Source organism: Paenibacillus macquariensis, from assembly GCF_900156375.1.
Lineage (GTDB): Bacteria > Bacillota > Bacilli > Paenibacillales > Paenibacillaceae > Paenibacillus_AQ > Paenibacillus_AQ macquariensis.
In genome coordinates this window covers 253,654-268,213 of sequence record NZ_FTNK01000002.1, presented here as the reverse complement: position 1 = coordinate 268,213, position 14,560 = coordinate 253,654, and the positions used below count along the sequence as shown (strand labels likewise).

Here is a 14,560-nt window from a genome sequence, read left to right as displayed (position 1 = left end):
GAGTGTCCCAACGACCATTTAACGAAATGGCTAGGGACACTCCTTTTAATTAGAGACCATCTAATCCTTGATTTCTTAAATCCTCAACCAGTATTCTAGCTAGTTCCTTTGCACCTTCACGTGTAGGATGTAATCCATCAGCTAGAAAAAGAGCACTTGTTGCTTGCGGTCCTATGGATGTGTAATAAGCAGAACTTAGAACATTCAAGTCAACGAGACGCGTATCTTCCTCTTGTGCCAAGTCTAAGATCGTTCCTCGATAAAACTTACTTTCAGACGAATGAATTTCATATTCATTAAAATCTGTCGCTAGCCCTTGCGGAGTGACTAGAATAACCGTTGCCCCTGTCGCCTTCACTTGTTGAATCATATCACGCATATTGAACTTGAATTCTTCTTCAGTAATCGTACTCTTCGGGTGGGTATCATTAATACCTAGTTGTAAAATGAAGTAATCCCCCGGTTTAATATATTTAGCGATAGCTTCTATCTGTCCATCATTGCGGAACCCTCTTGAGGCTTGACCACCTGTCGCCATGTTTCTAATCTGAAATGTATCCTTTTTAATATATCGGAACAACATTTGTCCCCATCCACCACGTGCACTTGTCATTAATGGGTAGTAGTTACAGACGGTTGAATCTCCGCCTATATAGATTGTTCTATTCGTAACTGGATCGTCTGACAATTGTTTAATCTCTAAAGAGCTTAAAGTGAAGGCGCTTCCTACTTCGCCAGCAGTGACCAGCATATTTAATTGACCATCTGTAATTGGGATTTGAAATTTATCTGTTGGGTTATTCCCCGTCATCGTCATGATTTGATAAACCTCTTCCGCAACGACGCTTGCTTTAACGGTATCTCCTAAAGTAACAGTAACCTCATAAAGACCATTTGGAAGATCCATGTTAAAGGTATTCGTACTCTTCGTTCCTGAAGTAAGAAATTGAACCGCATCACTGTTGACACCTTTACCTGACGATTTCACATTCTTTATCTTACTTGGTGTATTAAATCCATAACCTCTACTCTTCGTGTACCCTTCTGCTGCGCTAACTCCAATGTACCCTGGAGCCACAGTTCCGTTCCCGAAATCGAACTTATATGTACTTGCTGTTGCATCTACTTGCCCATTTGTTACAGATCCGAATAATGACGTTGTTAATACAATCACACTCATAAGTGTAATTAATTTCCCCTTTTTCACTAATAGTCCCCCTTTTGAATGACGACTTTTGTCGTATATACCTTGGTTGATGTCGTGATATAGTAAATATTTCATATGGCTTAAAGATATCACACTATAACATAATTTAAAAATATAAATGACATAAGTAGGAAATCGCGCTGACTTCACCCAAATTAATATTGCCTATTCTTTCAGATTGCTTTAGGATTTATCCTTTTTCAAAATAGGTACATGAAGAAGATTGCATTAAGAAATGTGACTAGAATCCATTTTTTATTTTTACTGTTGTGAATTTTTCATATGATGAAATTTTATTCAGTTTGCCTAGATTAGCCTCAGTAGTCGAACATTGGATCTCTTCATAAATGACACAATAACTTGACTTTAGGCGTGTGTATATGGGTATAATTCCGAAAAAAATATATCGAGTTATTCACTTGTAACCCAAGAAAGAACCTGACGAATCATTTCTCGTCAGGTTCTTTCTTGGGTTTAGCTCTGACTAATCTTAGTTCTTAGGTGCTTTTACCCAGTCAGCAGCAAACTTCTCCATGCCTTGATCTGTTAATGGATGTTTCGTAAGTTGCTCGATGACGCTATAAGGAACGGTTGCAATATGTGCACCGGCCATCGCTACACGAGTTACGTGATCCGGATGACGAACAGATGCGGCAATGATTTGAGCATCTAAGTTGTGTATGCGGAACAATTCTGCAATTTTGGATACCAACAATACGCCATCTTCTGAAATATCATCCAACCGACCTAAGAAAGGCGATACATAGGTAGCACCCGCACGAGCAGCAAGAAGTGCTTGGTTCACAGTAAACACCAGAGTAACATTGATTTTAACACCTTTTTTATTTAAGTAACGACAAGTTTCCAGTCCTGCAATGTTCATAGGAACTTTGATTGTAATATTCTTGTCTCCACCGTTGATCTTAATGAGTTCATTTGCTTCAGCAATCATCTCTTCAGCCGTAATAGCATCCGGTGTGACTTCAGCAGATACAGATTCAACCTCAGGAACTAATTTCAGTATTTCTTCAATACGATCTTCAAATTTCACGCCTTCTTTGGCTACTAAAGACGGATTCGTTGTAACGCCGGAAAGAACTCCGATTTTGTATGCTTTTTTGATATCTTCTACATTGGCCGTATCGATAAAGAATTTCATGAACAATTACCTCCTGTCTTCATTCCACTATATAGGATTCACTATCTAATTTGAATTTATGCTTCTTATGCTCAATCACTTGTGGAACAATCAAAAAGACCCGCGTAAGTTACACGCGAGTCCTCTGAATTATCAAATTCTTATTTCTGGTGTTGAACAATAACACGTTTGATAAAGAATGCGATAATAAGACCAACAATACCAATCGTCATTGCGAAGAGGAATGCCCCTTGTACACCTTGTGTAAATGCTGGGAGCATATGAGATGGATCCTTAGGATTCGTGACACCACTTAGATAACTCTTCTGACCTGCAGCCATAATACTAACCGCAAGTGCTGTACCGATAGCACCCGCTACCTGTTGCAATGTATTCATGATCGCCGTACCATCAGGGTAGAGTTCACGAGGAAGTTGGTTAATCCCGTTCGTCTGAGCTGGCATGAATACCATAGATACACCGATCATTAATGTACTGTGTAATACGATAATGAATGCGATGGTAGATGTTGCTGAAATGCTTGAGAAGAACCATAATGTTACACTAATAATGGCAAGACCCGGAATCACAAGCCACTTCGGACCATATTTATCGAATAAACGGCCCATAATAGGTGACATAATACCATTGATAATACCACCAGGAAGAAGAATTAGACCGGCTTTGAATGCAGTATAACCTTGACCTTGTATCAAGTACATTGGAAGGATCAACATGGAAGATAAGATGACCATCATACATAGGAATACCATAAGAACGCCCATAGAGAACATTGGGAATCTAAATGCACGTAGGTTAATCATCGGTTGCTTCATATACATTTGACGAATTCCAAATAGCGCAAGCGACACTGCCCCAATAACGATGGAAATAATAACCTTAGAGCTACTCCATCCTTCAGCTTCACCCGCACTACTAAAACCAAATACAATTCCGCCAAACCCCGCTGATGACAGAAGAATCGATAATGCATCAATTTTGGGCTTCGTAATCTTCGTAACGTTCTGCATAAATAAAATTCCAACCACCAAAGAGATAATAAGGAATGGCAACGCCAACCAGAATATCCAATGCCAACTTAAATTCTCAATCAGAAGTCCTGCGATCGTTGGTCCAATGGCTGGTGCAACCATAATAACTAGACCAATCATCCCCATTGCAGCGCCACGTTTCTCTGCAGGGAAAATAATCAATATTGTATTAAACATAAGTGGAAGTAATAATCCAGTACCTACCGCTTGAACAACTCTAGCCGTAAGTAACATCTCAAAAGATGGAGCTAATGCTGCTATGATTGTACCCAAGATGGAAAAAGCAAGTGATGCGACGAACAGCTGTCTTGTTGTAAACCACTGTAGTAGCATTCCAGAGACTGGAACTAGCATTCCTAGTGTTAATAGATACCCTGTCGTTAACCATTGTGCCGTTGCTGGTGTAATACTGAGAATTTGCATTAAGTCACTAAGCGCTACATTTAATGCTGTTTCACTGAACATCCCGATAAAACCACTTAACAATAATGCAATAAGTATTGGTAGTGCCTTAATTTTCTTTGTGTCTATTTGTGTTGTTTCCTGTTGCATGGTTGCTTCCAAACAGTCCATCCTCCTAATAATCTCTATCTCTATTTAATTTATTAAATATGCTACATACTTCGATGCGCTCATGAGCGGTTGCTCATTTCGATTGGTGAGGGTAAGTATAAGTGCACCTTCAAGAAGGGATAATACCATAGAAGCCACCTCGACGGATTTCACTTCTAACATTCCCTCCTTCTGAAGATTTAAGGCTATAAGATCTTGCCAATCTTTAAATACAGCTTGCGAGTCTGTTCTCAGTTTCATGCTTATACATGATGTTTCTACAGCTGCCCAAAAGCTAAACGGCATAAATCCTTCGAACTGGGACTCAACAGCCTCTTCACCCACACTCTGAATGAATGCTTGTATCGCTTCGACTGCATTACTAGCATCTGCAAAGCAGTGATCTAACTTCTCTAAGACCACGACTCGCGTATGTTCAATACATTCCGAAGCAAGCTCCTCTTTCCCTTCAGGGAAATAATAATAAAGTGATCCTTTGGGACAATCGCTTTCCTTGATAATCTGATTCAATCCCGTAGCGTGATAACCCTGTGTGAAAAAAAGCCTTGAAGCGGCATCCACAATCATCTCGCGTGAATTTGACTTCTTGGTCACGGTTCTTCTCCTCTCTTTATAACGATTGGTCTATATAATATAATCATAGATAGTTTACTAGAGTCAATCCTTTTTTGTTTAAAATTCAAGATATGAATGATGTAATAATTACCTATCGTATTGTCATTACATAAGAAACAAGAATCCTAGATAATGAAAATGACTCGTAAGAAGATCACTTTTTCCAAAGTGTCCGTCTTACGAGTCACGTATCACAGTACGACCAAGTTCTATTTCGCACGGCTAAGTAAATTCAGAATGGGTTGATTGATACTTTCTCTACCTATAATCTTTATTCAGAACACTATTCGAATAACGGTACCTTAGGATCTCTTACATTATGTGTTAACATGCTATGTAATTGACCTCGATGATGAAACACATGTGCTACAATCTCCAATAACCATTCATATCTACTATAAGATACTCCCCAATAGGATGTCTTGATCTCAAATAATTCTTTGTGTGTATATTCAGCATACACCTCATATAAATACTGAAAATTCTCTCCTAGGTGTCTGCGGATGTCTGACAATGTGATAGGTTCATTATGTTTATAAAATTCACTCATCTCATCCATTGTAGCTTCACAAGATATCAAATGATCTGCTCTACATATGACTGCAATATGACTAAACACATCTAACACAGATCTCTTATTCATAATCGGGGTTATCGATAATTCTTCCTCCGTAAATTGTTCACTCATGTGAATGAGAGACTGAATTGCAATGTTAAGTTGATTAAATATAGGCGTTAAAATCATCTCTTCATTCATGGTTTGTATTCCCCTTTATTTCTTATCTATCTTCTGAAGTGCCTCCACAATGGTACCCATGAACCTAGCTAATTGAGGTTGATCTAATATACGAAAATACAAACTTCGTAACAAACACTTCATATTCATATACTGAATATCATCTTCCGGATGATCTCCGACCTTCTTCTTTTCACCCAAGCTTTGAATCCAACTATGAATTTCATGATCGATAAGTAGCTCTCGGTTAAACACACTTATGATCGCACTCACGTTTCGTTCATCTTCTTTATTAATATATACATAGTTATTCACAAGAAACTTCGGTTGAATGGCATTTAATATATCAACCAAGTCTTCTCTTTCTAGAAAAGGAGATCGCGCAATGGCATCCAATCCATCGGATACGTGAGCTATGGCATGTGCCCAACCCTTTTCTTTCACATATCCTCTGAAGTCTTGCTCAAGATCAATATATTGTATTAGTTTGCTCTTAATCAACATCACATCATCTTTGGATAAAAAGGGTTGATCTCTGTCTTTCCCCATAACCAATGGAACGATAAGTACGGAGAACGTACGGGTGAAGACAGAATCAGTTTCTTTCTCCCCTATCCCATAGAATAAATGTTGATCATCTAAGCAAATATGTAACAGTTCTCTTACTTGTTCGTCCGTAAATTCTCCACGATCGATCCACTCTGCAAACGTTGAATAGATAAGATTATCTCGTAATTCAGAATCAATGTCACCGATATACTTCATCATTTCTAAGCCAATCTCGTATGCATTCATGGTCGCTGGTACTTTATATTCATCATTCTCGATTTGAATCAATTTTTCTTTTAATTGTTGTGTGTTGCTACTAGTCATCGTAATCCTCCTGTAAATCATGTTATAGGTTGCTATATACCATATTCCAATCATTTGTAGCCACTACAAGAATACAATATATAGGATTATATTTACAGTTAAAATATGAAAATAATAGAAAAAGACCGCCCTCATTAGAGGACGATCCACTTTATCTTTTAATAAGATCATACAATACATTTAGAAATTGAAATTATCAGGATCTGGTCCATTACGCAAATTCTCATTCAAGCCATTGATCTGCTCCATATCCTCTGCCGACAATTCAAAGTTAAATACATCTGCATTCTCTATGATACGGTGTTCCGTAGTAGATTTAGGTATCGTAACAACACCATTCTGTAGATCCCAACGCAAGATAACTTGAGCTATCGATTTACCATGTTTGCTAGCAATCTCTTGTAATGTCGCGTTATCCAATAGTTTACCTTGCATAAGTGGCGCCCAAGCTTCTAATTGAATGTCCTGTTCCTTACAGAACGTACTTAATTCAAGCTGAGCTAGACGAGGATGATACTCCACTTGGTTAACCATCGGCTTGATCTCCGCATCTTTCATAAGATCCTGTAGGTGATGTACATGGAAGTTACTTACACCAATGGCGTGAACACGTCCATCTTTATATAGTTGCTCTAGTGCTCTCCAAGTGTCTTTGTATTTCCCATTCACTGGCCAATGCACAAGATATAGATCTAATTTCTCTAATCCTAATTTCGTCATCGTAAGCTCAAATGCAGCCAATGTAGATTCATATCCTTGATCTGCATTCCATACTTTTGAGGTAATAAATAGATCTTCGCGTGATAGTCCTGTTTCTTCCATAGCTTCACTTACCGCTTGACCTACGCCTTCTTCATTGTTGTATAAAGCGGCTGTATCAATACTACGATAACCATTCTTAATTGCTATCTTCACAGCTTGAATCACTTCATCGCCGTCTTGTGCTTTGTATACTCCTAATCCGAACCATGGCATCTTCACTCCGTTGTGAAGTGTCGTTGTAGCTTGTAAGTTATTTAACATATGAGTGAACCTCCTAAAAGTTTTGTAGCGATACTCCCAGTATTACTTCGTCAAAACTACTTCGGAAGCGTTACTAAGTTTTGTAGCGTTACTACAGTTAATGCTTCAGCAAAACTTCGAGAGCGCTAACTAGTATTTGTAGTCCTCTTTGTATTACACTTAATACATTAATTAGACCCAATGTTTACTAGTATTAATCATAATAACGTTAAAAGGCGGTGTCAAATCATGACCTCTATTATTTCCAAACAGTGGTTACTTGCTAGGATGTATGAAACAGATCTCGTCATTGTCGATTGCCGATTTATCATGGGACAACCCGAAGCTGGACGTATTGCATATGAGGAAGAGCATATTCCTGGCGCAGTATATTTCGATCTTGAGAAGGATCTTTCAAGTAGAGCATCTGAGCATGGGGGTAGACATCCCCTTCCTGATATGGAGAACTTCAGAAGAACGCTTGAACGCGTTGGGATTAACAATGACACAAGGGTTATCGCCTACGATGATCAAGGTGGTGCTATGGCATCTCGTCTCTGGTGGCTTCTTCAATATATAGGTCATTCCTCTACATATATCATGAATGAAGGATTCTCGAATTGGAAACAATCAGGTTATCCTCTGACAGATAAACAACCGATTCGAATACCTCAGTCCTTCACGCCACACATTCAACATGACATGGTTGTAACGATGGAAGATGTAAGAAAGTCTAGTAACGACCGTTCCTCTCTCATTATCGATTCCAGAGAACCCAACAGATATTTAGGTCTTGAAGAACCTATTGATGCTTTTGCAGGTCACATACCCGGAGCTATCAATAAATTCTGGAAAGAACTTAAGACAGATAACGGGGCTTGGAAGTCAACAGAAGAAATTCAAGAAAATTTCAATGATATCCCGAAAGATCAAGATATCATCGTCTACTGTGGCTCAGGCGTTACTGCCTGCCCCAACATCCTCGGACTCGTCGATTCTGGTTATACCCAGGTGAAGTTGTATGCAGGAAGTTGGAGTGACTGGATTTCTGACGTTTCTAATTCCGTTGTGACTAGTGACGAAGAGAAGGAGTAATTGACATGTAGTATGTGACTCGAAGTACATCGCTTATAAAGCGATGTACTCTTTGCGCTATATTCTAAACCGAATGAGGTCAACAAGAAGTCAACAATCGTATGCTGTAAGGGCTCTAAGAAAATGACGAGACTAGCGCATGCTCGTAAACTCGTAATTGACACTATGTGTCTGACCCTTCCTAATCTAAGGACTCTGGTCCTTACGACCATTCAGCCCTTTTACATCGAAGCCAACACTCTAAGTGTGTGAATGAAATCAACATGGAGTCAACAAGTCATGTAGCTACGGGACCAGTATATCGGCTCAATTCTAATAGAGCACTCCGAATGAAGAGTAACGGCAATAGGATTACAGATAATGCTAGGGAAGCGGTCAATATTAGGAAAAAAACACTTCTATTAGTTTCATACACTAGGGTCGTCTTTCTTCATTATTGTTCAATGTTCAATAGCTGTTGAAGCTGAGTAATATCTGATTCAGTAAGCTTCTCCGCTTCGAGAAATTTCGCGCATAACATTCCGACGACTCCTTAATAGAATCGATCCAGGAAGCATCTGTTCCCCGTCTTAAGATATTCATCATGAGTAACTAGTGGATAATAGAGGTAGTTTCTGCCGGGCTTCTCGAAACGAATTGCCTCTTTCTTATGCAACCGATTAAGGAACATTCTGATTGTCTGATCGAACCAATGCATCTGATGAGTTAACTTCATAATGATCTCGTCAGCTGACAAAGGCTCTTTCCGCCAGAGTAGCTTCATGACTTCGCTTTTGGCTTCTGTAATGAGGGGATTAGATCCTATTTCGTGTCTCCACCACCCATTCTAAGAGAATTAAATTATTTTTCAATTTATTTATTTAAACTTCCCTTCCTCCAAAAGAGTCTATTTTGTAATGCCATACTGGTAGCAATATTCCTTAGGTTTTCGACTATACAGTAGTATAAGTGTGAAATCGGGAGAATACTGTCGGAGTAAAGGTCCCAAGCGGCGTTCAAGAGTCTTCCAAATAGTTAGGAAAAAGGAGAGCCCTTCACATGGAGGCTCTCCTTTTTGTATAAGTTTGTCATTCTGCCGTCATTGGGGTTCTATATACTATCTTTTAATAGAATATAAACAGTATTCCAAGGAGGATATAGTATGCGTATCAGATTTCAAAAAGGGATTTCCATTACCTTATTACGACAGCGAGAGCAAAAATTAAGGGGGCAGCACGGAACAACTGCGCAGAATTTCACTAGCTCGGTTATAGCGGAAGACTCCACCACGGAGAACTACATCGTAACGGTAACGGTAACGATAGCACCAGCACCCCCAACTGGCGACGGCGATAGCGGACTGTATTAATGAAAGTATTGCGCAACAGAATAGCTAGTTCATTACGCAGTCATTCACCCTAACTATCCCCCATTCTGGGGATATTAATTTTATTGGAAATACTATACAGTTAAGTGAAGTGTCTAAAAGAAGAAAATAATGAGACAGAGGAGAAATAATAATGCGAAAATCAGGAAGAAAAGTGTCGATTGTACTGTTGGCGATTATGATGTTGGTTAGTACTACGCAGCAATTTAGTATATTGGGAGAGAATAAAGCATCGGCAGCATCGGCAGCATCGGCAGCATCGGCAGACTTTGCTCAGGGCGAGGGAACTCTAGATGAGCCCTATAAAATATCAAACGCCGTTGAATTAAATGCTGTTCGTAATCATTTAGGTGCTGGTATCTACTTCGAATTGACTGAAGATATTGACTTAAACGACTTAAGTAGCAATACAAGTGAGGAAAGTTGGACTCCGATCGGAAGCTCGGATGTTAACAGCTTTAAGGGAACCTTTAATGGGAATGGAAAGACAATTAGTAACTTGTATATTAATAGACCTACTGTAGATCTTCAGGCATTATTTGGATATACAGCGAGCGCAGCATCGATAAGTGACGTAAATCTTATTGTTGAAGAGGTTACAGGAAAGGATTATTCAGCTAGTCTAGTCGGTCAGAATAATGGTACTGTGAACGAAGTTTCCGTTTCTGGTGTAGTTTATGGTAATTCAAGTACCGGAGGATTGGTTGGTATAAACTATGGAAAGATTACAAATAGTAACGCTAATGTCAGAGTAAGCGGCACTGGAAATGCTATAGGCGGTCTGATTGGGAATACTTCTAATGGAACAGTTGATAATAACTACGCTGTCGGTATTGTAACTGGGAAATTGTATGTAGGTGGTCTGATCGGAGCAGGTACTGCTAATACTTCAATAAATAATAACTACGCTATCGGCGATGTGTTCGGGGAAACCTATATAGGAGGTCTAATCGGTAACTCTGTGAATAATTTTTCATTAGATAAAAACTATGCTACAGGCAATGTGACTGGGAGTGAAGTTCAGGTAGGCGGATTAATTGGTTATAGTGATAGTGGAGTTGTTTCAAACAGTTTCGCACTAGGAAATGTTACTGGTGCCAACATAATAGGTGGTTTGATCGGATACAATCTAAACACAACGTTTAATAATAATTATGCAACAGGCAAAGTAACTGGTAGCCCTCATACAGGTGGGTTGATTGGTTATAGTTCTAATGTAAGCAGTGGTTTCTACAATAAAGAGACAACAGGTAAATCTGATACTGGTAAAGGCACTCCAGTATCGACAGCAGACATGCGACTAGAAGCAACTTACACAAACTGGACCTTCGATGCTAGTACTTGGACGATAAATTCAGCACATAATAATGGCTTTCCTTACTTGAGCAAATTGCCTAGTCCTGAGTATGTCGTCTATTCAGCAAATGGAGATACGGGCGGTGCAGTTCCAATATCTAAACTTCTTAGGAAAGGTCAAGGAATAAGTGTAGACGGAAATAGTGGAAACTTAACTAAATCAGGCTACACTTTCGTTGGCTGGAATACAGCAGCAGACGGTAATGGAGATGATTATCTACCAGGAGAATTGTATAATATCAATATTGGAACTGACATAACCCTCTATGCAGTGTGGTTACAGTTACTGAGCCCGCCAGTCCTATCAGCTGATACAACTGATAACGATATTATAAGTAATATAGAAATTACATTCGATGATGATTCAACATGGAGAGATGAGATTACAGCAATTGTTGCTAATGGGGCCCCATTGAGTGAAGAGAATTACTCGATAGAAGCAGGTAAGATTACACTATTTGCGAACAATTTATCTGCTGCTACCTATACGATCTCAGTAGTTGCTGACGGATATTCAGATGCAACGGTGCAACAGATCGTTCATCCCAATCTTAATCTAAGTAACTTAGCATTAAGTAGTGGTGCAATGAATGAGACGTTTACTAGTGCAAAGACGAGTTATACGCAAAATGTAGTGTATGAAATATCTAGTTTAACGGTGACTCCAACTGTAGTAGAACCAACAGCAATAGTGAAAGTAGCTGTGAATGACGAAGCTAGTAAGATCGTTACTAGTGGTGCTGCAAGTGCCACTCTTCCACTTAAAGTGGGAGCAAATACGATTACAGTAACCGTAACGGCTGGGAATGGGCCAGCTAAGGTGTATACGGTTGTCGTGACGCGTAAGGCAGCGTCTACGAACAGTGGTGGTTCAACACCGATCATTGATACTAATGTAACATCATCCAATGGTTCAACACCGATCATTGGTACGAATGTAACATCATCCAATGGTAAGATAACGATTCCAAAAGGTAGTACAGGAAAGGTTATGCTAAACAACGAAGTAACGGTTGAAATTCCAGTGAATGCTACGAACAAAGATATAACAATTAGTATAGAAAAATTGCTTAAAATAAACAACCTTCTAGCAAATGGTGAAATACTAGCTAATGATGTATTCGAGATACTGAAAAACTTCCCGGGTAATTTCAGTAAACCAGTCACACTGACATTCGTGTTTGATCCTACTAAAGTGGGTAGTGACCAAAGACCAGCCGTATTCTATTATGATGAAGTGAAGAAGGTATGGGTGGGAGTCACGGGTGATAAGATCAATGGAAATCGGATTAAAGTAGAGGTCGATCACTTCACGAAGTATGCGGTATTCGTAGTAGATTCAGCCACGAGCAACCCCGGAACCGATACAGAAGTTAAATTTAGCGATATCGATGGACATTGGTCGCAGGCAAATATTGAGCAAGCAGTAAACAGCGGCATCGTCAATGGTTATGCCAATGGTACATTTAAGCCGAACAATACGGTGACTCGCGCAGAATTCGCAGTTATGCTGATGAATGCGTTGAAGCCGCAAGGTAATGGCGCGGAGCTGACTTTCACAGATGCCGCAGAGATTGGAACATGGGCGAAGAAAGCGACCGCTCTGGCGGTACAATCTGGTATTATTAAGGGCTATGGGGACGGGACTTTCCATCCAGGGGACGGGATTACACGTTCGGAGATGGCAATGATGATCGCGAACGCTCTGGGTCAGCCTTTCGATGAGGTTACCGTAACGGACTTCGTGGACGATAAGGTCATTCCGAAGTGGGCGAAAAGCGCAGTGGCAGCAATGAAGAAGCTTGGCATTATTACGGGTAAAGGCATGAATAAATATGCTCCTGATGATCATGCAACAAGAGCAGAGGCTGTAACCGTTTTGCTGAAAATGATGGAACAGAAAAACAAGTAAATTAACCTCTTATCCCCCAAATGGGGGATTTTTTATTTTTTGCATTCGCAAGGATCATATCTTTCCTTTGTTGGAAGAGGGTTGCCACTCCCGGCGTGATATTCTCCCTGAGACTCCTTGAATAACAGGAAAGCACAGTAGACACTTGATAAGTTCCAAACATTTACATATATTAGAATAAAAACCCATTTAACCCAATTTAACGATATTAAACCGCCTTGTTGGCAAGCACTTGGACAGGCTCTTGGCTTGAACCCTCTGGCGGTGGGCGGTTAAAGTGGCGTGGGCTGTACCCCCATGCATTAGGTCGAGCTGCAGAAGTGACAATAGATGTAACCCCCAAGAACAGGGAACTAAAAAGAGAAAGAAACCTTAGAGAAATGCAGTCCCAAATAGAGGTTACAGGTTGGCTTATACAGTTTAGCAAGCCAGTTAGGCATTAAATTAAGTTCCTAGGCAGATATGCCCAAGTTACATTCAAATGGGGTCGGCTTCTCGCTCCAGACATGTCCGTAAGGTTTGGGGCGGATTTGGGCAGTTAGGGCGATTCTGTTGGATACATGCCCCTGTAGGCGTACTTGTGATCGAGGTACTGTATATTCTGATGTTTATATGAGGTTTACGTTGGGGATTTTTTGTCTGCTCTGCCTCTGTCCGATTGCGGCTCCTGCATGCTGCCTTCGGCTGTATATCCCCTATTCGCTCTCCGAACCAATGGCCCTGACGTGTGGAAGAACCGAACCTTATTGATAGCGACCTCAAACAACTCCCATGAACGCTATGGGAAACGACACAATGAAGCCTAGCCATACCTTGGTTTTGTACACACCAAAGTTCACGAGTTGAAACCATTTTCATAGTGTATCCGACAGCTGGAGTGACTGGATCTCCTTTCCGAACAATCCTATCGCCACTTCGAAAGAGTAGTGTGAGAGGATGGGGGGGCTATCCCCCCCCATCCTCTCACACTACCGTACATCTGTGTCAGCATACTGCGATTCCATAAAGTTAATAAAGTTCCAGATAACGAGAGAGTAAACTTTTCAGCCCTTTCGCTTCCAAGTAGGAAGGGCATTATTCGTATTCTGGAACATTTTCCACGAGCCTCGCTGCGAGTTGGCCATGATAATGCAAGCCCACTCAGGAACGCCCAAACGACTTTAGTTCACGGTTTCGTGTGGACTCGTTTCCAATGTATTCATCAGGCACATTCGGAGTCTTCTCCGTATCCATTGGTCTAATGTTTGGAGTTGCGTCTTTGCCGGCTAGACAGAAATAACCGACACAACCTGGTTGATATCCCTAATCCTCAAGCTCATCCAGTTTCGCTTCCAGTTCAGCAAGCTTGCGATTCGCTTGATTCAATATCTCTTGAAGCTCTGCGGATTCCGCTCGTTTAATTTCTTTTTTGACGGCCTGAATTTGCTGTTCCAGATAGAGAATATCGGCGTCATTTCCTGAGTTGTTCCAGATCTGTGAATAAGTCATAACCAGCCTCCTTTCTAATTAAGAAAAGCCTTCCACAAAGTTCAATCGAACTTCAGGAGAGCTTCCTTTTTTCTATACATAATGGGTTTCAAGTCCACGATTCATGCAAAATCCGGTATCCACTATTGTAAAAATATATCCATGCTT

12 protein-coding genes are annotated in these 14,560 nt (G+C 40.3%); 3 read left to right on the top strand and 9 right to left on the bottom strand.

Features of this window, described 5'->3' with window-relative positions; translation table 11 throughout:
• Positions 1-49: 49 nt before the first annotated feature.
• The 7 genes from BW961_RS04205 to BW961_RS04175 form a co-directional block, all read right to left on the bottom strand.
• Positions 50-1,207 (bottom strand): rhamnogalacturonan acetylesterase, encoded by a 1,158-nt coding sequence (locus BW961_RS04205; protein ID WP_244555866.1) that lies wholly within the window; start codon positions 1,205-1,207, stop codon positions 50-52.
• A 490-nt stretch (positions 1,208-1,697) separates the two neighbouring features.
• The gene (gene fsa, locus BW961_RS04200; protein ID WP_068581086.1) at positions 1,698-2,366 is read right to left on the bottom strand and encodes a fructose-6-phosphate aldolase; all 669 of its coding nucleotides are present in this window, start codon (positions 2,364-2,366) and stop codon (positions 1,698-1,700) included.
• Between the two features lie 140 nt (positions 2,367-2,506).
• Positions 2,507-3,949, bottom strand: coding sequence for a DHA2 family efflux MFS transporter permease subunit (locus BW961_RS04195; protein ID WP_068581900.1), 1,443 nt, complete (start codon positions 3,947-3,949; stop codon positions 2,507-2,509).
• A gap of 45 nt (positions 3,950-3,994) precedes the next feature.
• Entirely contained in the window at positions 3,995-4,564 is a 570-nt protein-coding gene (locus tag BW961_RS04190) for a TetR/AcrR family transcriptional regulator (protein WP_244555865.1), read from the bottom strand.
• A 304-nt stretch (positions 4,565-4,868) separates the two neighbouring features.
• On the bottom strand, positions 4,869-5,342 hold the full coding sequence (locus BW961_RS04185) for a DinB family protein (RefSeq protein WP_068581084.1): 474 nt from the start codon (positions 5,340-5,342) through the stop codon (positions 4,869-4,871).
• A 15-nt stretch (positions 5,343-5,357) separates the two neighbouring features.
• Positions 5,358-6,194, bottom strand: a complete 837-nt coding sequence (locus BW961_RS04180; RefSeq protein ID WP_068581081.1) for a DUF2785 domain-containing protein — start codon at positions 6,192-6,194, stop codon at positions 5,358-5,360.
• Between the two features lie 180 nt (positions 6,195-6,374).
• Positions 6,375-7,217, bottom strand: a complete 843-nt coding sequence (locus tag BW961_RS04175; RefSeq protein ID WP_068581078.1) for an aldo/keto reductase — start codon at positions 7,215-7,217, stop codon at positions 6,375-6,377.
• A gap of 228 nt (positions 7,218-7,445) precedes the next feature.
• Between BW961_RS04175 and BW961_RS04170 the strand changes: the two genes are divergently transcribed.
• Positions 7,446-8,291 carry a sulfurtransferase gene (locus BW961_RS04170; protein WP_068581075.1) on the top strand — a complete coding sequence of 282 codons (846 nt, stop codon included), beginning with the start codon at positions 7,446-7,448 and terminating at the stop codon, positions 8,289-8,291.
• Positions 8,292-8,823: 532 nt separating this feature from the next.
• On the opposite strand, the gene BW961_RS31075 is transcribed toward BW961_RS04170, so the two are convergent.
• Positions 8,824-9,078: a BlaI/MecI/CopY family transcriptional regulator gene (locus BW961_RS31075; RefSeq protein WP_280175182.1), complete on the bottom strand. Its 255-nt coding sequence runs from the start codon at positions 9,076-9,078 to the stop codon at positions 8,824-8,826.
• A gap of 354 nt (positions 9,079-9,432) precedes the next feature.
• On the opposite strand from BW961_RS31075, the gene BW961_RS04160 reads away from it, so the two are divergent.
• Positions 9,433-9,639 (top strand): hypothetical protein, encoded by a 207-nt coding sequence (locus BW961_RS04160; protein ID WP_068581071.1) that lies wholly within the window; start codon positions 9,433-9,435, stop codon positions 9,637-9,639.
• A gap of 151 nt (positions 9,640-9,790) precedes the next feature.
• The gene (locus BW961_RS04155; protein WP_068581069.1) at positions 9,791-12,925 is read left to right on the top strand and encodes an S-layer homology domain-containing protein; all 3,135 of its coding nucleotides are present in this window, start codon (positions 9,791-9,793) and stop codon (positions 12,923-12,925) included.
• 1,302 nt (positions 12,926-14,227) lie between these two features.
• Here the strand turns inward: BW961_RS04155 and BW961_RS04150 are convergent.
• A complete protein-coding gene (locus BW961_RS04150) occupies positions 14,228-14,413 on the bottom strand; it encodes a hypothetical protein (RefSeq protein WP_068581066.1) in 186 nt (61 codons plus the stop codon).
• Positions 14,414-14,560 lie beyond the last annotated feature (147 nt).

What these genes read in the sequence shown, in the direction of transcription:
- fsa (WP_068581086.1), bottom strand. Translation starts at nt 2,366, where the DNA reads ATGAAATTCTTTATCGATACGGCCAATGTAGAAGATATCAAAAAAGCA.
- BW961_RS04195 (WP_068581900.1), bottom strand. Translation starts at nt 3,949, where the DNA reads ATGCAACAGGAAACAACACAAATAGACACAAAGAAAATTAAGGCACTA.
- BW961_RS04185 (WP_068581084.1), bottom strand. Translation starts at nt 5,342, where the DNA reads ATGAATGAAGAGATGATTTTAACGCCTATATTTAATCAACTTAACATT.
- BW961_RS04180 (WP_068581081.1), bottom strand. Translation starts at nt 6,194, where the DNA reads ATGACTAGTAGCAACACACAACAATTAAAAGAAAAATTGATTCAAATC.
- BW961_RS04175 (WP_068581078.1), bottom strand. Translation starts at nt 7,217, where the DNA reads ATGTTAAATAACTTACAAGCTACAACGACACTTCACAACGGAGTGAAG.
- BW961_RS04170 (WP_068581075.1), top strand. Translation starts at nt 7,446, where the DNA reads ATGACCTCTATTATTTCCAAACAGTGGTTACTTGCTAGGATGTATGAA.
- BW961_RS04160 (WP_068581071.1), top strand. Translation starts at nt 9,433, where the DNA reads ATGCGTATCAGATTTCAAAAAGGGATTTCCATTACCTTATTACGACAG.
- BW961_RS04155 (WP_068581069.1), top strand. Translation starts at nt 9,791, where the DNA reads ATGCGAAAATCAGGAAGAAAAGTGTCGATTGTACTGTTGGCGATTATG.
- BW961_RS04150 (WP_068581066.1), bottom strand. Translation starts at nt 14,413, where the DNA reads ATGACTTATTCACAGATCTGGAACAACTCAGGAAATGACGCCGATATT.